Source organism: Pseudomonas sp. Q1, assembly GCF_009935975.1.
In the GTDB taxonomy this organism is placed as follows: Bacteria; Pseudomonadota; Gammaproteobacteria; order Pseudomonadales; family Pseudomonadaceae; genus Aquipseudomonas; species Aquipseudomonas palleroniana.
On record NZ_QODI01000013.1, the window covers coordinates 1 to 24909 of the forward strand.

Below are 24909 nucleotides of genomic sequence, written 5' to 3' on the forward strand. Positions count from 1 at the left end.
GCTGTGAGGCGTTGAGCTAACCAATACTAATTGCCCGTGAGGCTTGACCATATAACACCCAAGCAATTTGAGTCGAAGGGCCAGATTGCGGTGTGTGAAGACGCTATGAACCGAAAGTTCGACGCTCACAAGACACCGACTTCTATTACGTACCCAATTTGCTGAAGCGAAGCCGACTGGCTGCGACTCAGTACCCGAATTTCTTGACGACCATAGAGCATTGGAACCACCTGATCCCATCCCGAACTCAGCAGTGAAACGATGCATCGCCGATGGTAGTGTGGGGTTTCCCCATGTGAGAGTAGGTCATCGTCAAGATTAAATTCCGAAACCCCATTTGCGAAAGCAGATGGGGTTTTGTTTTGGGCGATCGAAAACTTCCGGCAGTTGTCCACATTCAACCTGTATCAAGTCTGGCCGCTTCTACGGCTGTACCCACAGAGCCCAAATACCTCACCAGGTTTTGGCGGCTGGGCTGCGATCAGATAGTGCGCCGCGTATATATCGCTATCGTTGTGTACCTTTCAGACTGCGATGCGGCGTCTGAGTGTTTAGCAAAATAATCCCCGGAAACAGCTCATATCGCCTGTCCGGACACAGTCACCCAGGACTATCATGCCGATAACCCTGTCCCTCACTACAAGGAGCCGCTCGGAACGCCGATGCGCCAGATCTGGAAATCTTTTCGAGCCCTTTATTTCGCTTCCTTGATGATGCTGATCGGCTCCGGCCTGCTCAGTACTTACCTGGCATTACGCCTGGCAGCAGACCATGTTGACAGCTTGTGGGTGGGGGCATTGATGGCGGCCAACTATTTTGGCCTGGTGCTGGGTGGCAAGATCGGGCATCGCCTGATCGCCCGCGTCGGACACATCCGTGCGTATGCCACTTGTGCCGGAATTGTCGGGGCCGCCGTGCTGGGTCACGGGCTGGTCAACTGGTTGCCGGCCTGGATCGTGCTGCGGATAATCGTAGGCCTGGGGATGATGTGTCAGTACATGGTTATCGAAAGTTGGCTGAACGAGCAGGCAGACGCCAAGCAGCGCGGCTTAGTGTTCAGTGGCTATATGATCGCCTCCTATCTGGGCCTGGTATTAGGCCAGTTGATTCTCGTGTTGCATCCTCAGCTTGGCCTGGAGCTGTTGATGTTGGTGGCGGTCTGTTTTGCCTTGTGCCTGGTGCCGGTAGCCATGACCCGGCGCATTCACCCTGCACCGCTACATCCGGCACCGATGGAACCGCGATTCTTTATCAAGCGTGTGCCGCAGTCGTTGAGTACGGTGCTGGGGGCCGGGCTGATTGTGGGCTCCTTTTACGGTTTGGCGCCGCTGTACGCGTCCCAGCAGGGGTTGACGACTGAACAGGTCGGTGTGTTCATGGGGTGCTGCATTTTTGCAGGTTTGGTGGTGCAGTGGCCTTTGGGTTGGTTGTCTGATCGTTATGACCGCGCATTATTGATTCGCTGTTTCGCTTTGTGCCTGGCAGTGGCAGCTCTGCCCCTGGCGATCCTGACCCAGGTGCCATTGGAGGTGCTGTTTGTCGCGGGTTTCCTGTGTTCGTTGGTGCAGTTCTGCCTTTACCCACTGGCCGTGGCGTTTTCCAATGACCATGTCGAAGGGGACCGTCGGGTATCGCTGACTGCCATGCTGCTGGTGACCTACGGTATCGGCGCCAGTGTCGGGCCGCTGTTGGCGGGCGTGGTGATGAAGTTGTTTGGCAGCCATATGCTGTACGCGTTTTTCAGCCTGTGCGCGCTGATTCTGGTCTGGCGTATCCGTCCGAAAGCCGTGACTAACCTGCATCAGGTTGATGATGCTCCGCTGCACCACGTAGCGATGCCCGACAGCATGTCCAGTTCACCCTTGGTGGCTGCGCTCGATCCTCGTGTCGATGAGGCGGTGGTGCAGGAGCAGATGCAAACCACCGTAGCTGAGCCTGGGGCCGACGCTAATCCGCAAGCACCGACCGAGGGGGATGCACTGGATACTCCACCCGAGCATCCAGACCCGGATAATCATCCTCATGACCTGAGCAAGGCACGCCCCTGAATATAAAAACGGGCAGATCCCATCAGGATCTGCCCGTTTTTTGACGCGAGTTTCACGCCTTAAAAATCGTCATCCTTGTCGAAGCGTCGCGCTTCACGCTGCAGCTGATACACAAACCGTTCTACCTGGCGCTGCACCAGGCCGCTCATGTTATGAAAGCGCACGCCGGCGAAGGTGGTATTGATCTTGTCTTCGAAATGCAGATAACGCAGTTCGACGGACGTGCTCATGCTGCCAAAGGGCAGGGCAGCGATAAAGCGGTCATACACCTGACCCAGTTGCAGGCGCTCGGATATGTCGCCTTCAAAGCGCAGCTTGCAGCCGGTAGCGGAAATATCCAGTAGCTTGCCACTGATGGGGGCCTTGAGCTTTTCGCCGCCCAGCTCGATGTTCACCAGCTGTGCCAGCTTCAACGCAGCGCGGAAGGCATTGCGTCGCTGATGGTAGACCACTTCGCCAGGTATGCTGCCGGTGTAAATGCGGTGCCCATCTTTCTCGCTGATGGCCAGCGTACCGTTGCTTTCCCAGGCAACCCGCACACCCTCATGAAAGCCTTCAATGCGGAAGGACTCGCCATTCTCGAGGTAGCGTTCGCCATCGCGGGGAATCATTTCGTCCAAGGCCAGCGTCTTGCTGTCCCGGTCAACGTCTACCAGGTAGCTCTGAAAGCGCTGGCTGCGCTCGTGGAAAGTGATGATCAGTGGATCATGGCTTTCCTGCAGCATTCGCAAAGTACTGGCGATTTCCAGAGGCGTGGTGAGGACCTTTGGTGGCTGCGGGGCATCTTCCGCATTAAGGGCGTTGAACACGGTTCTTCCATCTCCAGACAAAATACGACTACACGCAAGAAGGGGCATTTTGCCAGTATGTAGCGTGCCTTGGATAGGCGCGCGGTGAACCGGCGTCAGGCTTGGCTGCGGGTGCTTGGTTTGACCAGGCGCGAGGTCGAGCCTTGGGCGTTGTAGAGGGCCGGAGGTTCTCCGCCGTGGAGTATGCGCAACTGGTTGGCGGTCGTGGCTTGCTGAAGCTGGATCGACTGACCGTTGAGCAGGTTGGCTTCCTGGCACTGGGCGAGCAATTGATTGAGCGCGCTACTCTGGGTCAGTAGTTGATCACCAACCGAGGAATGGCTGGCCAGTTGGGCAAGGCCGTCGTGATCAGCCGGCAGGCCCAGGCTGATGAGAATTTCGCTGCGCTTCTTGCCGTGTTGTTCGAGCAGCACAATCAGCGACTGTTTGCGTGCCAGGATTTCTTCCAGCAAACGCATATCCCGGCCATACAGGGCCAGGGATTCTTCTTTGAGCAACTCGAGCAAATGTTGCGTCGGCGCCAGATCATCAATGATCAGTTGGAGCAAATGTTCGTCGTGGTGCATGGCTGGCCTTGGGTTTTAAGCGTCCAAAAGCCCAGCGCAGGCCTTTGCCTAGCGCTCGGCTTCGAAGTTAAGCAGCTTGCTGGCTACACGGTTGCTGTCGACTTTATAGCTGCCATCGGCGATAGCCTGTTTCAACTCGGCCACACGGGCTTTATTGACAACCGGTTGATCGCGCAGCGAGTCAGTGACCTTCTGCAACTGTTGAGCCTCATTGCTCAGGTGTACCGATTCCCCGCTCTGGCTGACACCGGCCGGTTCTGCCTTGGTAGGCGCAGGCTGGGACTTGGCTTCTACACTGTCCTTGGCACCACCGGTGCGCGTAGAACCGGGCAAAGCCGGGGCGTTATTCAAACGACTGAAATCAATGACCATGTTAAAAAACCTCTGGGTATTTGGACGCTTGCCATGTTTTCGGCCATACCCGGATAAACTTTAGGCGCGATTGAGAATAAACCTGAATGCGCAGATGTTCAGCCCACAGTGTAGGAAAAGCCAGCGTCCTATGCCAGTGGAGTCTATAACGCCACCTCGACTTGTCCCGGTGCGGTCACCTGCGCCTTGATCACACGGTTGGAGTTGAGGTTCTTGACGCGAATCTGTTCGCTCATACCGCCGTTGGACAGTGCCTCCCCCGGCATTTTTACTGTCAATGCGCCGCTACTGGCGGAAATCACCACCTGATCCCCCTTGCGAATCACCTCGGCCTGTTCCAGATGGACCAGCGTGATGACTTGATCGGTAACCATTGGTCGGGTCAATTTCTGCCCGATGGCTTGGTCCACTGATGTGAGATAGCCCTGGTTGATCTGGCTGATATCACGTTCGCGCAGGGCAACATCTTCGAAACCGATGATGCCGGTGCGCTTCAGCGGGCGTGTCACCACCACGACATCGCGGAACAATTTGACTTGAGCGGGCACGAACACCGTCCAGGGCGAAGCGCCTTCACAACGGACTTTGACCGTGACGCGACCAATAGGCTGGGCAGGGCTTTCCAAGGTGGCAGTCAATTCCTTGTCGCACATTGGCATGCGCAGGCGAGGGTCTAACTGGTTGACTTGGATCTCGTAGCGTCCCGGCGTTTGTGTGGTTGTCAGATAATCTTCTACAGTGAACTCAAGAAAGCCCTGAGTGACGCCGATAAGTAGATCAGGCAATGTGACGTTGTCGGCACGGGTCGTAGCGCCTGCCGTCAAGGCAAGCAAAACCATCGTGGCGCAGAGCAGTCTGCGGTAGCGAGGGCGGGGGTGTCGGGAAACTGTCGTTTTAATGTCCATGGCCAATAAATAGCAAAGCTCGTGCCGTTTCGTGTTAGGGCGCGCGCCGCCTTGTAGGTATGGCCCAAGGTTTTAGCGTAGGAGTGCAGGCATGGCAGGTGTAATGGATTCAGTAAACCAGCGTACACAGCTGGTAGGGCAGAATCGCCTGGAGTTGTTGCTTTTTCGCCTGGACGGCAGCCAGCTATATGGCATCAACGTGTTTAAAGTTCGGGAAGTGTTGCAGTGTCCCAAATTGACGATCATGCCCAAATCCAGCCCTGTGGTGTGTGGTGTAGCCAACATCCGTGGTGCGACCATCCCGATTCTTGACCTGGCACTGGCCACAGGTTCCGCCGGTTTGCAGGACCGCGGAAGCCCGTTCGTGATCATCACGGAGTACAACACCAAGACCCAGGGTTTCCTGGTGCGCTCGGTGGAACGTATCGTCAACATGAACTGGGAAGAGATCCATCCGCCACCCAAGGGCACTGGGCGCGATCATTACCTCACGGCGGTGACGCGGGTTGATAACCAGTTGGTTGAAATCATCGACGTGGAGAAGATCCTCGCCGAAGTGGCGCCGACCTCGGAGTCTATCTCGGTGGGCGTGGTCGATGCGGAAACCGCGCACAAGGCGGTATCCCTGCGCGTACTGACCGTGGATGACTCCTCGGTCGCTCGCAAGCAGGTCACGCGTTGTCTGCAAACCGTTGGCGTGGACGTGGTGGCTCTTAATGATGGTCGCCAGGCGCTGGATTACCTGCGTAACCTGGTCGATGAGGGCAAGAAGCCGGAAGAGGAGTTCTTGATGATGATTTCCGACATCGAGATGCCGGAAATGGATGGTTATACCCTCACGGCCGAAATACGCAGCGATCCACGCATGCAAAAATTGCATATCATCCTGCATACTTCATTGTCGGGTGTATTCAATCAGGCAATGGTCAAGAAGGTCGGCGCTGATGACTTCCTGGCCAAATTCCGCCCTGATGACCTGGCATCCCGGGTAGTCGACCGGATCAAGGCTGCAGATCACGGCTAGGGGATTTCCCTGGCGATCACACGATTTAAGAGGCGGTATCATTGTCTACGGGTAATTTGGATTTCGAACAGTTCCGGGTCTTCCTGGAAAAGGCCTGTGGCATATTGCTCGGTGAAAACAAGCAGTACCTGGTATCCAGCCGTCTCAACAAGCTGATGGAGCAGCAGGGTATCAAGTCGCTGGGCGAGTTGGTTCAGCGCATCCAGGGACAGCCGCGCAGTGGGCTCAAGGAAATGGTGGTCGATGCGATGACCACCAACGAGACCCTATGGTTTCGCGACACCTACCCCTTTGAGGTGCTCAAGAGCAAAGTGCTGCCGGAGGCTATCAAGGCCAGCCCGGGCCAGCGCCTGCGCATCTGGTCGGCGGCGTGCTCTTCGGGGCAGGAACCGTATTCGATCTCGATGTCTATCGATGAGTTTGAGCGAACCAACATGGGCCAGCTGAAGGCGGGGGCACAAATTGTTGCCACCGACTTGTCCGGCACCATGCTGACCAATTGCAAGACCGGCGAATACGACAGCCTTGCTCTGGGGCGTGGGCTTTCCCAGGAGCGCCTGCAGCGTTACTTTGAGCCTAAAGGGGCAGGGCGATGGGCGGTCAAGGCGCCGATCAAGAATCGCGTGGAGTTTCGCTCGTTCAACCTGCTCGACAGCTATGCCAGTCTGGGCAAGTTTGACATGGTGTTTTGCCGCAACGTGCTGATCTATTTCTCGGCCGAAGTGAAGAAAGACATCCTGTTGCGCATCCACGGCACCCTCAAGCGTGGCGGCTACCTGTTCCTGGGGGCTTCAGAAGCGTTGAACGGTTTGCCGGATCATTACCAGATGGTGCAATGCAGCCCTGGGATCATCTACCAGGCGAAGTGATGCACCCTTGAACAAAAAAATGGGAGGCCCCACACAGGCCTCCCATTTTTTTCGCCTCAAAGCGGCAACATGCATTGCCGCTTTACTGGCTTCACGCGGAAGTCCATTGCCGCTTTTCTGGCATTGCCGCTTAACAGCATCCAGCAAACCCTTGAAATACGGGCCTTCGAAGAATTGGCATGAGCCTTGCTATAACCCAGATACGAAAAGCAGGTCAGCCTAAAGGTTTCCGCCATGAGCATCAGCTTCGATAAAGCGCTCGGTATCCACGAACAAGCCCTGGGCTTCCGCGCCCAGCGTGCCGAAGTCCTGGCCAACAACATTACCAACGCCGACACCCCGAACTACAAGGCTCGGGATCTGGATTTCTCCGCTGTGCTCGCGGCGCAGCAGGACAAGACCAAGAACGGCACCTTTGCCTTGAATATGACCAATAGCCGGCATATCGAAGCACAGGGCCTGAGCAGTGGTGATGAGGCGTTGTTGTATCGCACGCCGATGCAACCGTCGATCGACCAGAACACCGTCGACGCCCAGCTGGAGCAATCGGCCTATGCCGAGAACTCGGTGAACTTTCAGGCCAGCTTCACCCTGCTCAACAGTAAATTCAAAGGGCTGATGTCAGCCCTGCGTGGAGAGTAAGCCATGTCCCTGTCCAGTGTTTTCAATATTGCCGGCAGTGGCATGAGCGCGCAGACCACGCGTTTGAACACCGTCGCCAGTAACATCGCCAACGCCGAGACCGTGTCTTCGAGCATCGACCAGACCTACCGCGCCCGTCACCCGGTGTTCGCCACCATGTTCCAAGGTGGCCAGGGCAACGGCAGCGATTCGCTGTTCCAGAATCAGGATGCCGCAGGCTCCGGCGTGCAGGTGTTGGGTGTGGTCGAAGACCAGAGCAACCTTGAGGCCCGCTACGAGCCCAACCACCCTGCTGCGAACGAAAAGGGCTACGTGTACTACCCCAACGTCAACGTGGTCGAGGAAATGGCTGACATGATCTCCGCCAGCCGCTCGTTCCAGACCAATGCGGAAATGATGAACACCGCCAAAACCATGATGCAGAAGGTCCTGACCCTGGGTCAGTGATAAGGGGCGCCAAATAATGGCCATTGTTGATACCACTAATCCAGCCAACACGCCGGTTCAGGACCTGTTCAATACCAAGGTCAAGACGGCGACAGACAACAGCAGTCTCAATAACGCTGCCAAGGCCGCCACGGGTAACCAGGCACTGGGCAAGGATGCGTTCATGCAACTGCTGGTGACCCAACTGAAAAACCAGAACCCGCTGTCGCCCCAGGATAACGGCGCGTTCGTGGCGCAACTGGCCCAGTTCAGCAGCCTGGAAGGCATCAACACCCTGAATGACTCGGTGAATGCGATCTCCAGCAACTTCAGCTCGTCGCAGGCGCTGCAAGCCTCGTCGTTGGTCGGGCGCTCGATCATCACCCAGACCGACAAAGCGTTGGTCGATACCAGCAAGAGCATGACCGGCTCGGTGGCGGTGACGGCAGCGACGGGTAACGTCTCCGTCAAGATCACCGACAAGGATGGGAACGTGGTGCGCACCATCGATATGGGCGCCCAGAGTGCCGGTAATAGCAGCTTTATCTGGGACGGCAAGAACGACAAGGGTGAAGTCGCTCCAACGGGCACCTACACCTTCAACGCCACCTACAAGAATGACAAGGGCGACTCTGCTGCCCTGTTGACTTCGCTGCCCGCCACGGTGACCAGCGTGACATTGAGCAAGACCGGCGGCGAGATGCTGCTCAACCTTGCAGGTGGCATGGGCAGCGTCAAGCTGTCGCAAATTCAGACTATCGGTACATAGAGCCGGCTAAATACGGCAGAGGGAGAGAAACATGTCTTTTAATATCGGCCTTAGCGGCCTCTATGCGGCCAACAAACAGCTGGACGTGACCGGTAACAACATCGCCAACGTTGCGACCACCGGCTTCAAAACGTCGCGTGCAGAATTCGCCGACATCTACGCAGCTTCCAAGCTGGGTACTGGCCAGAACAGTGTCGGCAGCGGTGTGAGCCTGGCAGCCGTGTCCCAGCAATTCACCCAGGGTGATGTCGTCGGCAGCGGCGGCCTGTTGGATATGGCGATCCAGGGGGGCGGCTTCTTCGTCCAGAAGGGCAGTGACGGGTCGCTGGAATACACCCGTAACGGTTCCTTCCACTCGGATAAAGACGGCTTCATCGTCAACAACACCGGTACCTCGCGCTTGCAAGGCTACGCGGCGGATGCCAATGGCAACATTATCAAGGGCGCCCTGACCGACTTGCAATTGAACCTGTCGAACCTGCCGCCCAAGGCCTCCACCAAAGTGGACTCCCAAAGCAACCTGAACTCATCGTCGCCGGTGATCGACCAGACGGCCACACCGTTCGATCCCACCAAGTCCGAAACCTTCACGACCCAATACAACACCACCTTGTATGATAATCAGGGCAACGCACATTCGATGGTGCAGTACCTGGTCAAGACGGGTGGCAATACGTGGAATTCCTACACCCTGATCGATGGCCGCAACCCTGATGGTACTGCGCCGACGGGCACGGGCTCCACACCGCCGGTTGCTTCGACCTTGAGCTTTGACGGCGCAGGCAAACTCACCGGGATCGTTACTGGTGGCGCGTCCAGCACTACGCTGACCATTGCCAACTGGACCCCAGGTACAGTGACCAATGGTGTGTGGACGCCAAACGGCGCGACGGCCAACCCGACCGGTATCGCCATCAACATGGCTAACATCACCCAGTACAACTCGGCCACCTACCGTAACCCACCGGTCACCGATGGTTACGCCACCGGCCAGATTACCGGCTTGAACATTGATGGTAGCGGCGTGCTGTTCGCAACATTCAGCAACCAGCAGAGCAAGGCGATCGGCCAGCTCTCCTTGGCCAGCTTCAACAACGAGCAAGGCCTGCAGCCGGCCGGCAGCACCACCTGGAAAGAGACCTTCGCCTCGGGCCAGCCGGGTTATGACAACCCGCAAGCCGGTACCCTGGGTTCGATCGTATCCAAATCCCTGGAGAGCTCCAACGTCAACCTGACCAACGAGCTGGTGGACCTGATCAAGGCCCAGAGCAACTATCAGGCGAACGCCAAGACCATCTCCACCCAGAGCACGATCATGCAAACCATTATCCAGATGACCTGATGCATCTGGGTTGGCATGCAGTCTGAACAGGCCCCTCGTTTGAGGGGCTTTTTTTTGCGTGGGAAAACGCCCGCTGAGGAGTAAAGGAATGCTGTGGAACGCCTGAGTCCTGAATCGCCACTGAGTAGGCCAGTGACTCAATGGAGAGGCTTGGGAATGTGGAATTCAGGTGTAGTGGGGTTCGAATATGGGCGCGTGGGTTCCACGCCGGGTGTAGTGCCAGCACCGTCGCCACCTGTCGCGCCTGTTGATGAAGCGGGTGCGATCAAGAAGCTGCTCAACGAGCTGTTTGACGCCGAGCAAGGTTCCAAGTCCCAGACGGCCCGGGACGTGCGCGACAAACTCAATGCGCTGCGCGAGAAGCTGGGCGACGAGAAATTCAAGGCGCTGATTGACGAACTGATCGCAGAGGCTTCCGCGCAGTTTCGTGAGTTTCTCAAGCGACTGTTGAAGGAATGGTTTCCGGATGCGGATGATGCCTCGCCCAGCCCACCACCGGTGTTGCCAGGCAGTGGTGGTCGTGGTCCTGGCGTGCCTAGAAGCGATTTCGGCCCCAGTGAATCCATGAGCAACAAGCCCATTACCGAAGGGGCGAAACATTTCAACTACAAACCGGACTACAGTAATCCGGGGAAGAAACCGGACAACATCTGGAGTGGGTTCAGTCAGGGGGCGGATGGCAATTGCATCACGGTTTCCGCGATAAAGGCGGCGATGATGCAGTACGGCCAGAAGCCCACCGATGTGTACAAAGAGGTCAAGGAGAGTGGCGACGGTTATGACGTGACCATGCGCGATGGCTTCAAACTGCATTTGTCCAAGGGCGAGTTGCAGCTTGCAGCGCGGGAGGCACGCTTCAAGGGGGATGACCCGCAAATGATGACCGACGCAAACTTCATGTATGCCGTGAGCGCAAAGCGGGCTCAAATGGAGAACAATGATGGCACTGCCGGGCGCAGTTACCGGGCTGCCTTGAATAGCTTGATGGATGGGGAGGGCAGCCGGGAAGGCTTGGATCGTTTGGGACTCAGAGGACGTTACAGGCCAGCGACTGACGCGGACCTGAGAAGCAGCAAGGTGGGCACGGTGGAGTATAAAGGTCATTCGATGGCCGTGATCAATGGCCGGATCGAGCTATGGGGTGAGCGAGGTGGGGCACCCAGGTCGGGGCTGGCGACCGTCTTGTTCTAAGCGGCCTGTCCGACTAAAGAAAACCCCCGAAAAGAAAACCCCCGATAAACCCCATTGCAGCCAGGGTCTATCGGGGGTTTTTCAATCCCGGCTGTTCAAGCCCGGGACCGGTTCAGCTTATTGGCAAGCTTCGCAATCCGGCTCGTCGATCGCGCAGGCCTTTGGCACGGGGGCCGGGCCGGCTGGCGCTGCGAGAACCGAATCATCACCGTGGTTACCGCTGGAAACAGCGTTCAGCTTGCCGGTGTTGATGGTCGACTTCTCGGTGCTGGTCGCGGCCAGGGCACGGAGGTAGTAAGTGGTTTTCAGGCCACGGTACCAAGCCATGCGGTAGGTCACGTCCAGCTTCTTGCCCGATGCACCGGCAATGTACAGGTTCAGCGACTGCGCCTGGTCGATCCACTTCTGACGACGGCTGGCGGCGTCAACGATCCACTTGGTGTCCACTTCGAAGGCGGTCGCGTAGAGCTCTTTGAGTTCTTGCGGGATACGCTCGATCTGCTGCACGGAACCGTCGTAGTACTTCAGGTCGTTGATCATGACCGAGTCCCACAGGCCGCGGGCCTTGAGGTCGCGAACCAGGTACGGGTTGATCACGGTGAATTCGCCCGACAGGTTCGATTTCACATACAGGTTCTGGTAGGTCGGTTCGATCGACTGCGACACGCCGGTGATGTTGGCGATGGTTGCAGTCGGTGCGATGGCCATGATGTTGGAGTTACGAATGCCTTTCTGTACACGAGCACGTACCGGTGCCCAGTCCAGGGTTTCTTTCAGGTCAACGTCGATGTACTTCTGGCCACGGGCTTCGATCAGGATCTGTTGCGAGTCCAGCGGCAGGATGCCCTTGGACCACAGCGAACCCTGGAACGTCTCGTATGCACCGCGCTCGTCGGCCAGGTCGCAGGACGCCTGGATCGCGTAGTAGCTGACCGCTTCCATGGACTTGTCGGCGAACTCGACCGCGGCATCCGAACCGTACGGAATGTGCTGCAGGTACAGCGCGTCCTGGAAGCCCATGATGCCCAGGCCCACTGGACGGTGCTTGAAGTTGGAGTTCTGCGCCTGTGGTACCGAGTAGTAGTTGATGTCGATAACGTTATCGAGCATGCGAACGGCAGTGTTGACGGTACGTTCCAGCTTGGCGGTATCCAGCTTGCCGTTGACGATGTGGTTCGGCAGGTTGATCGAGCCCAGGTTGCAAACGGCGATCTCGTCCTTGTTGGTGTTCAAGGTGATCTCGGTGCACAGGTTCGAACTGTGGACCACGCCGACGTGCTGCTGCGGGCTGCGCAGGTTGCATGGGTCCTTGAATGTCAGCCATGGGTGGCCGGTTTCGAACAGCATCGACAGCATTTTGCGCCACAGGTCTTTGGCCTGGATGGTCTTGAACAGCTTGACCTTGCCTGGATACTCGGTGAGGGCTTCGTAGTACTCGTAGCGCTCTTCGAAGGCTTTGCCGGTCAGGTCGTGCAGGTCCGGTACTTCGGATGGCGAGAACAGGGTCCATTTGCCGTCATCGAAGACGCGCTTCATGAACAGGTCAGGGATCCAGTTGGCCGTGTTCATGTCGTGGGTACGACGACGGTCATCACCGGTGTTCTTGCGCAGCTCGATGAACTCTTCAATGTCCATGTGCCAGGTTTCCAGGTAGGCACACACAGCGCCTTTGCGCTTGCCACCCTGGTTGACCGCGACGGCGGTGTCGTTCACGACTTTCAGGAACGGTACAACGCCCTGGGACTTGCCGTTGGTGCCCTTGATGTACGAACCCAGTGCGCGCACCGGCGTCCAGTCGTTACCCAGGCCGCCAGCGAATTTGGACAGCATGGCGTTGTCGTGGATCGCGTGGTAGATGCCCGACAGGTCATCCGGCACGGTGGTCAGGTAGCAGCTGGACAGCTGTGGACGCAGGGTACCGGCGTTGAACAGGGTCGGTGTCGACGACATGTAGTCGAACGACGACAGCAGGTTGTAGAACTCGATCGCACGGTCTTCTTTGTGCTTCTCTTCGATCGCCAGGCCCATGGCCACGCGCATGAAGAACACTTGCGGCAGTTCGAAGCGCACACCGTCCTTGTGGATGAAGTAACGGTCGTACAGGGTTTGCAGGCCCAGGTAGGTGAACTGCTGGTCACGCTCGTGATTGATCGCCTTGCCGAGTTTTTCCAGGTCGAAGGAGGCCAGGACCGGGTTCAGCAATTCGAATTCGATACCCTTGGCGATGTAGGCCGGCAGGGCCTTGGCGTACAGGTCGGCCATCTCGTGGTGGGTGGCGCTGTCGGCCACGCCCAGGAAGCCCAGGCCTTCGGCGCGCAGGGTGTCCATCAGCAGGCGCGCGGTCACGAACGAGTAGTTCGGCTCACGCTCGACCAGGGTACGGGCGGTCATCACCAGGGCGGTGTTGACGTCGGTCAGGGCCACGCCGTCGTACAGGTTCTTCAGGGTTTCGCGCTGGATCAGGTCGCCGTCGACTTCTTCCAGGCCTTCACAGGCTTCGGTGATGATAGTGTTCAGGCGGCCCAGGTCCAACGGTGCAAACGAACCGTCGGCCAGGGTGATGCGGATCGACGGGTGAGCTTGCACCGCAGCTTCTTCAGCGGGGGAGCGCACGGCACGTTCCTTGGCGCGCGAGTCACGGTAGATCACGTAGTCGCGAGCGACTTTCTGCTCGCCGGCACGCATCAGGGCCAGCTCGACCTGGTCCTGGATTTCTTCGATGTGGATGGTGCCGCCCGAAGGCATGCGACGTTTGAAAGTCGCGGTGACCTGTTCGGTCAGGCGGGCAACGGTATCGTGGATGCGCGACGAGGCAGCAGCGGTGCCGCCTTCAACTGCAAGAAACGCTTTGGTGATGGCGACGGTGATTTTGTCATCGGTGTAAGGAACGACAGTGCCGTTACGCTTGATCACACGCAGTTGGCCGGGTGCAGTGGCGGACAGATCCAGGTTTGAATCAGCGGCCTGCGGCACGGAGCCTTGCGGGTTCTCGCGAGTTGTGTCGGTTTGCATGGGGGGTTGTCTCCACGTTCTATATTTGATTGCGAGTGCCAGGCTTTTCCTGCAACACCCGTACCGTTTTCCATGTCGGGGATGGAGAACAGATGCCATCCGCGTGAGCGGTTTGGTCTACTGAAAATCTGTTGGTTCCACGTCGCGCTAACAAATAAAGCGCTTGAGTTTCGAGCCACTTGTGTGGTTAGGCACTTTGCTCGAAAACCCTACATGTAGGGTCTCGTTTGTCCTCGAGGTACAAGATAATGCGTTTTTGAGGGGTTAGCAACGGAGTAACCTGTGGATAAGGTTGTGAGTAAAATGTGTAAGAAAGGTCGAATGCCCGTGTAGGCCGCGTTACTGCTGGATTGCACCGTTTGTCATTAAATGTTTCGGGTGCAAAACAACCGAGCCTTTTTCGAAGGGCGCGAACCCTATCACAAAAAAATGCGATCACCGAGTGGATTTCCGGGCTTGTGCGCAAGGGCAGGCCCGTGGCTACAATCGGCCTCTGTTATGCCCTCTAAACATTACAAATAAGGTGTGGCCGGCGAAGATCAGCATGTGGGAGAAGCATGTGGGAGAAGCATGTGAGAGAAGCATGTGAGAGAAGCATGTGGGAGATAGACACGCTTGCTCCCCTATCCGGCCGCATTGTCATAACGACTCTCTATCGCGACGAGGATCACCCGTGGAGCAAGAGGCCTGGCAAATACTGATTGTCGAGGACGACGAGCGATTGGCCGAGTTGACCCGTGATTACCTGCAGAGCAACGGCCTGCGGGTGTCGGTGGAGGGCGATGGCGCCCGGGCTGCGGCGCGTATTATCGACGAACAGCCGGACCTGGTGATCCTCGACTTGATGCTGCCCGGCGAAGACGGCTTGAGTATCTGTCGCAAGGTGCGTGCGCGCTACGACGGGGTGATCCTGATGCTGACCGCCCGTACCGATGACATGGATCAGGTGCAGGGACTGGACTTGGGGGCGGATGACTATGTGTGCAAACCCGTGCGCCCACGCTTGCTGCTGGCGCGCATTCAAGCCCTGCTGCGGCGCAGCGAGCCGACGGAAGCCGGCGTTGTGGAGAACCAGCGTCGCTTGCAGTTTGGTCCCTTGGTCGTGGACAACGCCCTGCGCGAAGCCTGGCTGCATGACGGCGGCATCGAACTGACCAGTGCCGAGTTCGACCTTTTATGGCTGCTGGTGGCGAATGCCGGGCGTATCTTGTCCCGCGAAGAAATCTTCATTGCCCTGCGCGGCATCGGCTACGACGGCCAGGACCGCTCCATTGATGTGCGTATCTCGCGTATTCGCCCGAAAATAGGCGACGACCCGATCCACCCACGGCTGATCAAGACCATCCGCAGCAAAGGCTACCTGTTCGTCCCCGAAGCCGCTGCCGATATGCCGCTGTGAACTCGATCTTCCTGCGCATCTACGGCGGCATGTGTGCGGCGCTGATTCTGGTGGCGCTGCTGAGCGTGCTGGCGCTGCACCTGCTCAACGAGGTGCGCAGCGGGCAATACCGCGAGCGCCTGGCCCACGGCACCTTCGCGTTGATGGGGGACAACCTGCAACCCATGAGCGCCATCGAGCGTCAGCGTGCCCTGGCGGTGTGGGAGCGTTTGTTGGGCATCCCCCTGGAACTGCGCAGCCTCAGCGATGCGCAGCTGGACCTTGCCCAGCGCAATCGCCTGCAACGCGGCCAGGTCCTGGTGCAGCAGACCGGGCCGCATGCCGCGCGGGTACTGCGTTTGGTCAGTGAGAAAGAGTCGTTGGTGCTGACCGGCGAAGTGCAGCAGATCAGCGAGCAGCTGGCGCGTGCAACGATCTACCTGTTGGCCGATGAACTGGTGCGTTACCCGGTGGCGGAGCAGCCGCAGCGTTTGGCCGACCTAAAGGAAGCCAAGGGCTTTGGCTTCGAAATGCACCTGATGACCCTCGATCAGGCTGATATGGATGAGGATCAGCGCCGTCGTGTGTCGGAAGGCGATACGGTGATGGCGCTGGGTAAAGGCGGTGATTCGATTCGCGTGTTCGCCGGTATGGTCGGTACGCCATGGGTCCTGGAACTCGGCCCGCTGTATCAAATGAACCCTTACCCGGCGCAGTGGCTGATCCTGATCGCGTTGGTCAGCCTGACCCTGATCGGCTTGATCGTGTATTTCCTGGTGCGCCAGCTCGAGCAGCGCCTGCGCGGGCTGGAAGCGGCGGCCACGCGTATTGCCAAAGGCAGCCTGGAGGTGCGTGTGCCGGCCCGCGGGGCGGACTCGGTCGGGCGTCTGGCGGCAGCCTTCAATGGCATGGCCGAGCATCTGCAGCAGTTGCTGGCGATCCAGCGCGAACTGGTGCGCGCGGTGTCCCACGAACTACGTACCCCGGTGGCGCGCCTGCGCTTTGGCCTGGAGATGATCGGTGACGCCGCCACCCCCGAGGCGCGGCGCAAGTACATGGACGGAATGGACAGTGATATCCAGGACCTCGATGGCCTGGTGGACGAAATGCTCACCTATGCACGCCTGGAGCAAGGTGCGCCGCAACTGAGTTTCCAGCGGATCGACCTCAGCGCGTTGCTCGATCAGGTCATCGGCGAATTGTCGCCACTGCGCCCGCAGATCAGCGTGAGTCGGGGGGCCTGCCTGTCCTCGGCGCATTGGGACGACGCTTGGGTCGACGCCGAACCGCGTTACCTGCATCGGGCTTTGCAGAACCTGGTGAGCAATGCCATGCGCCATGCTCAGGGCCGAGTGTTGATCAGCTATCAGGTGGGGCAGGTGCGCTGCCGTATCGATGTGGAAGATGACGGCCCGGGCGTGCCGGAAAGTGCATGGGAGCGGATCTTCACACCCTTTCTGCGCCTGGATGACAGTCGCACCCGGGCCTCGGGTGGGCACGGCCTGGGTTTATCGATCGTACGGCGGATCATCTATTGGCACGGCGGGCGCGCCTTGATCAGCAAGAGCAACAACCTGGGCGGGGCATGCTTCAGTCTGAGTTGGCCCAGGGATCAGGAGAAATCCTGAAACCGCGATCTCCTGTGGGAGGGGGCTTGCTCCCGATAGCGCCCTATCAAGCGCCGATAGCCACCAGGCTCAATAACTGATCCCCATCCACCGCATACTGCCCCTCCAATACCTTGCCGTGGCACCACTCGGCCGACAGGTCCGTCAGCAGGCGCAAGCGCACATGGCCGGCTTCGGACCACTCCAGCACCTCGGCATGCTCAAAGTAGAAACGCTGCTGCACAATCGGGTAGAGCGCCTTGAACAGGCTTTCCTTGAGCGAGAACGTCAGCGTCACCAACCGGGCGATCTGCTCACGCGGCAGGGCGGCCATGCGTTGCAGTTCATCGGCGGTGAGAATTTCCCCGGCCAGGCGCTCGGCCCGCTCCAGGCTCAGCAGGTTCTCCAGGTCCATCCCCAGTCCGCGCCATTGCGTCTTGTACCCGACGATGGCAGCGGCATGTCCAGTGCTGTGGGTGATGGAGCCGCTGATATGCCCTGGCCACACCGGCGCCCGGTCTTCGCCGATGGCCGGGACGCAATCGAGCTGATCAAGTTGTTGCAACGCCGTACGCGCGCACAGCCGGCCGGCAAGGAACTCGGCCTGGCGCTTGGCCACCGAGCGCTGGATGCTGGCCGGTGGCGGCACGGCGCTGCGCTGGAAGTCGCCGGCCTTTAATAAGGTGGGGTCGAAGCGGGTGCTGAGAAACACCGTATCCGGCAAGGGTTCGGGTAGGGGCCAATGTGCATCGAGCGGGGTGCAGCAAGCGGGTAGGGGCGTCATGGACGGTATTTTGCTTCAGTTGGCACACCAGTGGATAGCCCGCAACGGTTCAGGTGCGGTTCAGAGCCCGTTCAGGGGGAGTTCAGGGGCGCCTGCGTAGTCTGGCACCCATAGCCAAATGCGTAGAGGTAACCCCATGACTGCGATCAAACAGCTGCTGTTGGCCTTAACCATGCTCAGCGCCACTGCCGGAGTGCAGGCTGCGGACGGCTCCTTTGCCGCGTTCGGCGGCGAGAAAACCAAGAAGTCCGGCAACCTGATCCACCGTGTCAGTTTCGACGATGCAGGCAGCCAGGCTGCGCCGTGGGGTCAGTCGCTGGGGCAGACTGCCCCGCAGCCGGGTTACCGCACCGGCTACGAACACCTGACGGGCCAATACAATGGCATTAAACTGCGCCCGCAAGACCTGCAGGGCCGCTATGATATCCCTCTGTCGGACAGTTGAATCGCCTTGGAGAGCCTTATGAAATTGCTGGTGGTGGAAGATGAGGCGCTGTTGCGTCATCACCTGTTGACCCGCCTGACCGACAGTGGGCATGTGGTCGAAGCCGTGGCCAATGCCGAAGAAGCCTTGTACCAGACTGGCCAGTTCAATCACGACCTGGCCATCATCGACCTCGGCCTGCCCGGCATGGGCGGCCTGGACCTGATCCGCCAATTGCGCACCCAGGCCAAGAGTTTCCCGATCCTGATCCTCACGGCCCGGGGCAACTGGCAGGACAAGGTCGAAGGCCTGGCCGCCGGTGCCGACGACTATGTGGTCAAGCCATTCCAGTTCGAAGAACTGGAGGCGCGCATGAATGCCCTGTTGCGCCGCTCCAGTGGGTTCACCCAGTCCACGATCGTGGCGGGGCCGCTGTTGCTGGACCTCAACCGCAAACAGGCTTCCCTGGATGAGCAACCCCTGGCGTTGACCGCCTATGAGTACCGTATTCTCGAGTACTTGATGCGCCACCATCAGCAGGTGGTCGCCAAGGATCGCCTGATGGAGCAGCTCTATCCCGATGATGACGAGCGTGATCCGAACGTTATCGAAGTGTTGGTGGGCCGCCTGCGTCGCAAGCTGGAAGGCCCGGCGGGGTTCAAGCCGATCGATACCGTGCGCGGCTTGGGTTACCTGTTCAATGAGCGCTGCCGTTGATTCGCTCGCTACGTGTGCGCTTGATGCTGGCGGCCGCGACCCTGGCCGTGCTGTTTATGTTGGGCTTGTTGCCCGCCATGCAAGGCGCTTTCAGCCTGGCGTTGCAGGATTCCATCGAGCAGCGCCTGGCGTCGGATGTGACCACCCTGATTTCTGCTGCACGCGTCGAAAACAACCGCTTGCTGATGCCCGCGCAGTTGCCTGACGAGCGTTTCAACCTCACCGACAGCCGGCTGCTGGGCTATATCTATGACCGCGAAGGTCATCTGGTGTGGCGGTCGCGGGCAACCCAGGAAGAAAACATCAACTACCGGCCGCGTTACGATGGGCGTGGCAACGAATTTGCGCGTATCCGCGAAGCCGGTGGCCAGGAGTTCTTCGTGTATGACGTCGAGGTCAAGCTGCTGGGAGGCAAAAGTGCCGCGTTCAGCATCGTCGCGTTGCAACCGGTACGCGAATATCAACTGACCCTTGAGGGGCTGCGGGAAAACCTCTACCTGGGCTTCGGCGCGGCCTTGCTGGTGCTGTTGACCTTGCTCTGGCTGGGCTTGACGTGGGGGCTGCAAGCCCTGCGACGCCTGAGCCAGGAGCTGGACCAGATTGAAAGTGGCACGCGCGAAAGCCTCACCGAAGAACACCCACGCGAACTGTTGCGCCTCACCGGCTCCCTCAATCGGTTGCTGCACAGCGAGCGTGAGCAGCGTACCCGCTACCGCGATTCCCTCGACGACCTCGCCCATAGCCTGAAAACCCCGCTGGCGGTATTGCAGGGCGTGAGTGAAGACATGGCGCAGCGTCCCGAAGAACGTGGCCAGGCCATGGTTCTACAATCGCAGATTGAACGTATGAGCCAGCAGATCGGCTACCAGCTGCAACGTGCCAGCCTGCGCAAAAGTGGCCTGGTGCGCCACCAGGTGCATCTTGCGCCGGTGCTGCAAAGCCTCTGCGACACACTGGGCAAGGTGTACCGCGACAAGCGCGTTACCGTGTCCTTCGACTTGCCGGACGAGGGTTATGTGCCCATCGAGAAAGGCGCCCTGCTCGAAATGCTCGGTAACCTGCTGGAAAACGCCTATCGCCTGTGCCTGAGCGAAGTGCGTATCAGCCTGGTAGAAAATCTTGCCGGCACTGAGCTGTGTATCGAGGACGATGGCCCCGGTGTGCCACCGGATCAGCGCGCACGGATTCTGCAACGGGGCGAACGGCTGGACCGTCAGCATCCGGGGCAGGGCATTGGGCTGGCGGTGGTCAAGGACATTATCGAAAGTTACGGCGCACGCCTGACTTTGGGTGATTCGGCGCTGGGTGGCGCGGCGTTCAAGATTCACTTCCCGGCTGTGTGATTTTTTGGTGGCCGAACTGGCCTCATCGGGGGCAAGCCCCCTCCCACATTTTGATTTGTGAACACATTCAAGGGTAGGAGGGGGCTTGGTCCCGATGGCGTCAGTACTGGCGCCACCTTAATTTTCCTGCGCCCGGTAGGCGCCTGGCGTGAGCCCCGTCCACTTCTTGAACGCCCGATGAAACGCCGACGGTTCGGAGAACCCCAACTGCTCGGCGATTTCCTGCAGCGACAGATTGGCCCGCCCCAAGTGATAAATGGCGATGTCTCGCCGCAATTCATCTTTGAGTGCCTGGAAACTGGTGCCTTCCTCGCGCAGGTGTCGGCGCAGGGTCTGCGGGCTGATGTGCAGGTGCTGCGCCACGGCCTCCAGGTCCGGCCAAGGCGTGCGGTCACGGCTTAACAAGCGGCGTAATTGGCTGCTCAAGCTGTCGCCTTCGTCCGGTCGTGACAGCAAGTCTGCGGGCGAGCGCTGCAGAAAATGCTTGAGCGTACGTTCGTCCTGCAGCAAGGGCAGGCTCAAATAGCGGCAGGGGAATACCAGGCTACTGCTCGGTGCGTTGAATACCTGAGGGCAGGGGAAGAGCAAGTCATATTCGCCTGCATGGGCCGGCATCGGGTAGTGGAACGTCGCCTGATGCAACCGGATTCGCTGGCCGATCAACCAACTGCCCAGGCGATGCCAGATCACCAGCAGGCATTCGCTCAGGAAGTGATCCGGGTCCCACAGCTGTGAGTCATCCAGGCTCAGACGAGCCATGTCGCCTTCTCTTGTCAGATGCCAGCGCGGACCCTGTGGGAATAAGCTATAAAATAATAAACCGCGTTCCAGAGCCTTCTCCAGGGTGCGGCAGTGAATCAGCGCGTGGCACATCATGGCGAAGGTGCCGCGTTTACTCGAACCTTCAGCGAACCCCAGGTACTCGTCGTCGAGCTCCAGCCAGAGCATCTGCAACAGCCGGGTAAATTGTTCAGGCGCAATGCGGGCGCGGGGCTCGGTCAGCAACTCAGGGGTAATGCCCACCTGTTGCAGCAGGGCCGAGTAGTCATAGCCCGCCCGACGGGCACCGACCAGGGCCGCTCGGGCGTAGTGACTGGCGATGGTGCGTTCACGCATGTGAGGGCCTCGTCCATGGAGTGGCGGATGTTAGCCATCACTGGGTGGTGCGACAAGGCGGATATCCGCCAAATTGTAGGACGGGATTTGGCTGCATGGCGGAAACCCGCCACTTGTTCAGGGCGCGTGAAGGAAGGTTGAGCGCGCCCAGGCCTGATGTCTAAAGGCCTTCAGCGGATTTGCAGAAAGTGGCACGGCGTTTGCGATAAGAGATGGCAGCGCAGGCCTGGTTCTACCAGCCTCGCAAACAACAAATCCCTCCAGTGCAGGAGGGTTCGCAATTCAAGTGTCGTGGGCAATGGCGGATATTTGCTACACGGGACGATTGAGGAACTTTGCAATGACGACTCGTCAGCCACTGTACAAATCCCTGTATTTCCAGGTGATCGTTGCAATCGTTATCGGTATTTTGCTCGGTCATTTCTACCCGCAGACCGGCGTGGCGCTCAAGCCACTGGGTGACGGCTTTATCAAGCTGATCAAAATGGTCATCGCCCCGATCATCTTCTGCACCGTTGTCAGCGGTATCGCTGGCATGCAAAGCATGAAATCGGTCGGCAAAACCGGCGGCTACGCGCTGCTGTACTTCGAAATCGTTTCCACCATCGCCCTGCTGATCGGCCTGGTCGTGGTCAACGTTGTGCAACCGGGCGCCGGTATGCACATCGACGTGGCTACCCTGGACGCCTCGAAAGTCGCGGCCTACGTGACTGCCGGTGCAGACCAGAGCGTGGTTGGCTTTATCCTCAATGTGATTCCGAACACCATCGTCGGCGCCTTTGCCAACGGTGACATCCTGCAAGTGCTGATGTTCTCGGTGATCTTCGGTTTTGCCCTGCATCGCCTGGGTGCCTACGGCAAGCCGGTGCTGGACTTCATCGATCGCTTCGCCCACGTCATGTTCAACATCATCAACATGATCATGAAGCTCGCGCCAATTGGTGCCCTGGGTGCCATGGCGTTCACCATCGGTGCCTACGGTGTAGGTTCCCTGGTGCAACTGGGTCAGCTGATGATCTGCTTCTACATCACCTGCGTCCTGTTCGTGGTAGTGGTGCTGGGTGCCATCTGCCGCGCCCACGGTTTCAGCGTGTTGAAGCTGGTGCGCTACATCCGTGAAGAACTGCTGATCGTACTGGGCACTTCCTCTTCCGAATCCGCGCTGCCACGCATGCTGATCAAGATGGAGCGCCTGGGCGCGAAGAAATCCGTAGTCGGCCTGGTGATCCCGACCGGCTACTCCTTCAACCTCGACGGTACTTCGATCTACCTGACCATGGCTGCCGTGTTCATCGCCCAGGCGACTGACACCCACATGGACATCACCCACCAGATCACCCTGCTGCTGGTGCTGTTGCTGTCCTCCAAAGGCGCTGCGGGCGTGACCGGTTCGGGCTTTATCGTACTGGCTGCCACCCTGTCGGCCGTCGGCCACTTGCCGGTTGCCGGCCTGGCACTGATCCTGGGTATCGACCGCTTCATGTCCGAAGCGCGCGCCCTGACCAACCTGGTCGGTAACGCCGTTGCCACTATCGTTGTCGCCAAGTGGGTCAAGGAGCTGGACACCGACAAGCTGCAGAGCGAGCTGGCGTCCGGTGGTACCGGTATCTCCGATACCCGTCCGGAAGATGACCTGGGTGTGGCCGAAGGCCCTGCTCCTGTCATCAAGTAATTCGCTGCTGGCGTGAACTGACGCCGAAGCCCTCCACAAACGCCCCGACTGTTTCGGGGCGTTTGCGTTTGTGGCCGGCCACTCTGGAGGCTTTTGCTTTACAGTGATTGGGTGAGTAATCGTTGTAAGGTCGGCAGGAGGTTGGATGGATAGCGTGGATCTGAATGTCCTGCGCAGTGTGCTCGAATGGCGTCGCGCCGGGCAGCGGGTGGTGTTGTACAGCGTGGTCCAGACCTGGGGCAGTGCACCGCGTCCGCCCGGGGCGATGTTGGCATTGCGGGGCGACGGGGTCGTGATCGGCTCGGTGTCCGGCGGTTGCATTGAGGATGATCTGATTGCGCGCCTGCAAGATGGTCGCCTGGCGGAAGATGGCCCACCCGTGCAGTTGGTGACATACGGGGTCACCCGTGATGAGGCGGCGCGCTTCGGCCTGCCGTGCGGTGGCACGTTGCGCCTGACCGAAGAGCGGGTAGGCGACTGGCAATGGGTCGCACAGCTGCTGGCGCGTTGTGAGGACCATCAGATTGTCGCCCGGGAGCTGGACCTGGCCACAGGTACTGTGACCCTCGGCAGCGCAAGCAAAACGGATGTGGTGACATTTGATGGGGAACGCCTGCGCGCCATTTATGGCCCGCGCTGGCGCCTGCTGTTGATCGGTGCCGGGCAGTTGTCGCGCTACGTGGCGCAAATGGCGCGCTTGCTGGATTTCGAAGTGTTGGTCTGCGACCCGCGTGAAGAGTTCGTCTACGGCTGGGAAGAGCAGCATGGTCGCTTTGTGCCGGGCATGCCGGATGAGGCGGTACTGAACATTCAGACCGACGAGCGCACAGCCATCGTCTGCCTGACCCACGACCCGCGCCTGGATGATATGGCGTTGCTGACGGCATTGAATTCCGATGCCTTCTACGTCGGCGCGCTGGGCTCGCGGGTCAATACCCAGAAGCGCCGGGAAACCCTGGCGGCGCTCGGGCTTACGGCCGAGGCGATTGCGCGCTTGCATGGGCCGATCGGCTTGCACATCGGTAGCCACACGCCTGCTGAAATTGCCTTGTCGCTGATGGCTGAAGTCGTCGCAATCAAGAACGGTGTGGCGCCGATGCAGAAAAAGCCGCTGCCGGTGGTCGCCGAGTGACGGTGACGGCGATTGTACTGGCGGCAGGGCAGGGCAGTCGTTTCCGTGCCGAAGCCGGTGCCGACCAGGACAAGCTGCTGGCCGATTGCAGCGGATTGGATGGCGTGACGCGGCCGGTACTCGAGCAGGTGCTGGTGAACCTGCCGGCGACGCTCGTTGAGCGTTGGGTGGTGACCTCGCCGGAGCGCCTGGAGGTCATTCGGTTGGCCAAGGCGCAGGGTTGCAAAGTCGTGTTGCTGGAATCGGCGGGCATGGGCGACAGCATTGCCGCGGCGGTTGCGGCCAGCGGTGCGGCGGATGGCTGGCTGGTGGTGCTGGGAGATATGCCGTTTATTCGCTCCTCGAGCATTGAGCGGGTGATCGAGGGGCTGGAGGCGGGCGGTATCCGTGTGCCGGTGCAGGATGGGCGGTATGGGCATCCTGTAGCGTTTGGCCAGGCATTTGGGCTTGAGCTGATGGCATTGACCGGTGATCGTGGAGGACGATCATTGTTTGCGCACGCGTTGGTCAGCGAAGTGGCGGTTGAAGACCCGGGAGTGCTCTGGGATGTCGATGTTCCGCAATCCTTGAACTTCAAGCCGATCTGAGTGTGGGAGGGGGCAAGCTCTAATGCCTGTCAGTTAAGCGATAGAGCAGACGATGAATAACCTGTGGGAGGGGGCTTGCTCCCGATAGGCCGCGCAGCGGCCTCAAAAATGGGCCTGCTACGCAGTCCATCGGGAGCAAGCCCCCTCCCACAATGACCGCGTTAAGCCTTATTC

The 24909-nt window shown here is 59.1% G+C and carries 23 protein-coding genes and 1 rRNA gene; 17 read left to right on the top strand and 7 right to left on the bottom strand.

Annotation, left to right across the window (positions count from 1 at the left end; all coding sequences use genetic code 11):
• Window positions 1–202 precede the first annotated feature (202 nt).
• Window positions 203–318 (top strand): 5S ribosomal RNA (gene rrf / locus DK870_RS20380).
• A 344-nt stretch (window positions 319–662) separates the two neighbouring features.
• Window positions 663–2048 (top strand): MFS transporter, encoded by a 1386-nt coding sequence (locus DK870_RS20385; RefSeq protein ID WP_161549522.1) that lies wholly within the window; start codon window positions 663–665, stop codon window positions 2046–2048.
• A 59-nt stretch (window positions 2049–2107) separates the two neighbouring features.
• On the opposite strand, the gene DK870_RS20390 is transcribed toward DK870_RS20385, so the two are convergent.
• The 4 genes from DK870_RS20390 to flgA all read right to left on the bottom strand — a co-directional run bounded on the left by DK870_RS20390 (window position 2108) and on the right by flgA (window position 4700).
• Window positions 2108–2857, bottom strand: a complete 750-nt coding sequence (locus DK870_RS20390) for a flagellar brake protein (protein WP_060756335.1) — start codon at window positions 2855–2857, stop codon at window positions 2108–2110.
• Between the two features lie 95 nt (window positions 2858–2952).
• A complete protein-coding gene (locus DK870_RS20395) occupies window positions 2953–3423 on the bottom strand; it encodes a flagellar protein FlgN (protein ID WP_060756334.1) in 471 nt (156 codons plus the stop codon).
• A 48-nt stretch (window positions 3424–3471) separates the two neighbouring features.
• Window positions 3472–3795: a flagellar biosynthesis anti-sigma factor FlgM gene (gene flgM, locus DK870_RS20400; protein ID WP_090369072.1), complete on the bottom strand. Its 324-nt coding sequence runs from the start codon at window positions 3793–3795 to the stop codon at window positions 3472–3474.
• Between the two features lie 143 nt (window positions 3796–3938).
• Window positions 3939–4700, bottom strand: coding sequence for a flagellar basal body P-ring formation chaperone FlgA (flgA, locus tag DK870_RS20405; RefSeq protein WP_060756332.1), 762 nt, complete (start codon window positions 4698–4700; stop codon window positions 3939–3941).
• 91 nt (window positions 4701–4791) lie between these two features.
• On the opposite strand from flgA, the gene DK870_RS20410 reads away from it, so the two are divergent.
• From DK870_RS20410 to DK870_RS20440, 7 genes are all read left to right on the top strand, one after another.
• On the top strand, window positions 4792–5724 hold the full coding sequence (locus tag DK870_RS20410) for a chemotaxis protein CheV (RefSeq protein ID WP_161549523.1): 933 nt from the start codon (window positions 4792–4794) through the stop codon (window positions 5722–5724).
• A 41-nt stretch (window positions 5725–5765) separates the two neighbouring features.
• Complete coding sequence (gene cheR, locus DK870_RS20415; RefSeq protein ID WP_060756330.1) at window positions 5766–6593, top strand: protein-glutamate O-methyltransferase CheR; 828 nt, start codon at window positions 5766–5768, stop codon at window positions 6591–6593.
• A gap of 234 nt (window positions 6594–6827) precedes the next feature.
• A complete protein-coding gene (flgB, locus tag DK870_RS20420; RefSeq protein ID WP_060756329.1) occupies window positions 6828–7235 on the top strand; it encodes a flagellar basal body rod protein FlgB in 408 nt (135 codons plus the stop codon).
• A gap of 3 nt (window positions 7236–7238) precedes the next feature.
• Window positions 7239–7682: a flagellar basal body rod protein FlgC gene (flgC, locus tag DK870_RS20425; protein ID WP_060756328.1), complete on the top strand. Its 444-nt coding sequence runs from the start codon at window positions 7239–7241 to the stop codon at window positions 7680–7682.
• A gap of 16 nt (window positions 7683–7698) precedes the next feature.
• Window positions 7699–8430 carry a flagellar hook assembly protein FlgD gene (flgD, locus tag DK870_RS20430; RefSeq protein WP_060756327.1) on the top strand — a complete coding sequence of 244 codons (732 nt, stop codon included), beginning with the start codon at window positions 7699–7701 and terminating at the stop codon, window positions 8428–8430.
• Window positions 8431–8461: 31 nt separating this feature from the next.
• Window positions 8462–9772, top strand: a complete 1311-nt coding sequence (flgE, locus tag DK870_RS20435) for a flagellar hook protein FlgE (RefSeq protein ID WP_060756326.1) — start codon at window positions 8462–8464, stop codon at window positions 9770–9772.
• A gap of 174 nt (window positions 9773–9946) precedes the next feature.
• A complete protein-coding gene (locus tag DK870_RS20440; protein WP_372241687.1) occupies window positions 9947–10963 on the top strand; it encodes a hypothetical protein in 1017 nt (338 codons plus the stop codon).
• A gap of 117 nt (window positions 10964–11080) precedes the next feature.
• Here the strand turns inward: DK870_RS20440 and DK870_RS20445 are convergent, their stop codons facing one another.
• Window positions 11081–13975: a ribonucleoside-diphosphate reductase subunit alpha gene (locus DK870_RS20445; protein WP_090369079.1), complete on the bottom strand. Its 2895-nt coding sequence runs from the start codon at window positions 13973–13975 to the stop codon at window positions 11081–11083.
• A gap of 673 nt (window positions 13976–14648) precedes the next feature.
• Between DK870_RS20445 and DK870_RS20450 the strand changes: the two genes are divergently transcribed.
• Both DK870_RS20450 and DK870_RS20455 read left to right on the top strand, forming a co-directional pair.
• A complete protein-coding gene (locus DK870_RS20450) occupies window positions 14649–15374 on the top strand; it encodes a response regulator (RefSeq protein ID WP_090369081.1) in 726 nt (241 codons plus the stop codon).
• Entirely contained in the window at window positions 15371–16981 is a 1611-nt protein-coding gene (locus DK870_RS20455; protein ID WP_060756323.1) for an ATP-binding protein, read from the top strand. Before DK870_RS20450 ends, DK870_RS20455 begins: the two co-directional genes overlap by 4 nt.
• A 46-nt stretch (window positions 16982–17027) precedes the next feature.
• Here DK870_RS20455 and DK870_RS20460 read toward each other — a convergent pair whose 3' ends face one another.
• Window positions 17028–17744: a 4'-phosphopantetheinyl transferase gene (locus DK870_RS20460; RefSeq protein ID WP_060756322.1), complete on the bottom strand. Its 717-nt coding sequence runs from the start codon at window positions 17742–17744 to the stop codon at window positions 17028–17030.
• Between the two features lie 136 nt (window positions 17745–17880).
• Here DK870_RS20460 and DK870_RS20465 point away from each other — a divergent pair, with 136 nt between their 5' ends.
• From DK870_RS20465 to DK870_RS20475, 3 genes are read left to right on the top strand one after another with little or no spacing between them, the layout of a single operon-like run.
• A complete protein-coding gene (locus tag DK870_RS20465) occupies window positions 17881–18189 on the top strand; it encodes a hypothetical protein (RefSeq protein WP_060756321.1) in 309 nt (102 codons plus the stop codon).
• An 18-nt stretch (window positions 18190–18207) separates the two neighbouring features.
• Window positions 18208–18885 (top strand): response regulator transcription factor, encoded by a 678-nt coding sequence (locus tag DK870_RS20470; protein WP_060756320.1) that lies wholly within the window; start codon window positions 18208–18210, stop codon window positions 18883–18885.
• Window positions 18882–20228, top strand: a complete 1347-nt coding sequence (locus tag DK870_RS20475) for an ATP-binding protein (protein ID WP_060756319.1) — start codon at window positions 18882–18884, stop codon at window positions 20226–20228. The genes DK870_RS20470 and DK870_RS20475 overlap by 4 nt, the downstream gene beginning before the upstream one ends.
• A 117-nt stretch (window positions 20229–20345) precedes the next feature.
• On the opposite strand, the gene DK870_RS20480 is transcribed toward DK870_RS20475, so the two are convergent.
• Window positions 20346–21344 (bottom strand): AraC family transcriptional regulator, encoded by a 999-nt coding sequence (locus DK870_RS20480; protein ID WP_060756318.1) that lies wholly within the window; start codon window positions 21342–21344, stop codon window positions 20346–20348.
• Between the two features lie 340 nt (window positions 21345–21684).
• Between DK870_RS20480 and DK870_RS20485 the strand changes: the two genes are divergently transcribed.
• The 3 genes from DK870_RS20485 to DK870_RS20495 all read left to right on the top strand — a co-directional run bounded on the left by DK870_RS20485 (window position 21685) and on the right by DK870_RS20495 (window position 24735).
• Window positions 21685–23016, top strand: a complete 1332-nt coding sequence (locus DK870_RS20485) for a dicarboxylate/amino acid:cation symporter (RefSeq protein ID WP_060756317.1) — start codon at window positions 21685–21687, stop codon at window positions 23014–23016.
• A 145-nt stretch (window positions 23017–23161) separates the two neighbouring features.
• Window positions 23162–24148: an XdhC family protein gene (locus tag DK870_RS20490; RefSeq protein WP_090369088.1), complete on the top strand. Its 987-nt coding sequence runs from the start codon at window positions 23162–23164 to the stop codon at window positions 24146–24148.
• Window positions 24145–24735, top strand: coding sequence for an NTP transferase domain-containing protein (locus DK870_RS20495; protein WP_161549524.1), 591 nt, complete (start codon window positions 24145–24147; stop codon window positions 24733–24735). The genes DK870_RS20490 and DK870_RS20495 overlap by 4 nt, the downstream gene beginning before the upstream one ends.
• The last annotated feature ends 174 nt before the right edge of the window (window positions 24736–24909 follow it).

Bases quoted from the DNA above. Each gene is read 5' to 3' on its own strand.
- DK870_RS20460 (WP_060756322.1), bottom strand. From the start codon at position 17,744: ATGACGCCCCTACCCGCTTGCTGCACCCCGCTCGATGCACATTGGCCC.
- flgD (WP_060756327.1), top strand. From the start codon at position 7,699: ATGGCCATTGTTGATACCACTAATCCAGCCAACACGCCGGTTCAGGAC.
- flgM (WP_090369072.1), bottom strand. From the start codon at position 3,795: ATGGTCATTGATTTCAGTCGTTTGAATAACGCCCCGGCTTTGCCCGGT.
- flgA (WP_060756332.1), bottom strand. From the start codon at position 4,700: ATGGACATTAAAACGACAGTTTCCCGACACCCCCGCCCTCGCTACCGC.
- DK870_RS20470 (WP_060756320.1), top strand. From the start codon at position 18,208: ATGAAATTGCTGGTGGTGGAAGATGAGGCGCTGTTGCGTCATCACCTG.
- DK870_RS20385 (WP_161549522.1), top strand. From the start codon at position 663: ATGCGCCAGATCTGGAAATCTTTTCGAGCCCTTTATTTCGCTTCCTTG.
- DK870_RS20445 (WP_090369079.1), bottom strand. From the start codon at position 13,975: ATGCAAACCGACACAACTCGCGAGAACCCGCAAGGCTCCGTGCCGCAG.
- flgC (WP_060756328.1), top strand. From the start codon at position 7,239: ATGTCCCTGTCCAGTGTTTTCAATATTGCCGGCAGTGGCATGAGCGCG.
- DK870_RS20465 (WP_060756321.1), top strand. From the start codon at position 17,881: ATGACTGCGATCAAACAGCTGCTGTTGGCCTTAACCATGCTCAGCGCC.
- DK870_RS20485 (WP_060756317.1), top strand. From the start codon at position 21,685: ATGACGACTCGTCAGCCACTGTACAAATCCCTGTATTTCCAGGTGATC.
- DK870_RS20395 (WP_060756334.1), bottom strand. From the start codon at position 3,423: ATGCACCACGACGAACATTTGCTCCAACTGATCATTGATGATCTGGCG.
- DK870_RS20490 (WP_090369088.1), top strand. From the start codon at position 23,162: ATGGATAGCGTGGATCTGAATGTCCTGCGCAGTGTGCTCGAATGGCGT.
- DK870_RS20480 (WP_060756318.1), bottom strand. From the start codon at position 21,344: ATGCGTGAACGCACCATCGCCAGTCACTACGCCCGAGCGGCCCTGGTC.
- flgB (WP_060756329.1), top strand. From the start codon at position 6,828: ATGAGCATCAGCTTCGATAAAGCGCTCGGTATCCACGAACAAGCCCTG.
- DK870_RS20410 (WP_161549523.1), top strand. From the start codon at position 4,792: ATGGCAGGTGTAATGGATTCAGTAAACCAGCGTACACAGCTGGTAGGG.
- flgE (WP_060756326.1), top strand. From the start codon at position 8,462: ATGTCTTTTAATATCGGCCTTAGCGGCCTCTATGCGGCCAACAAACAG.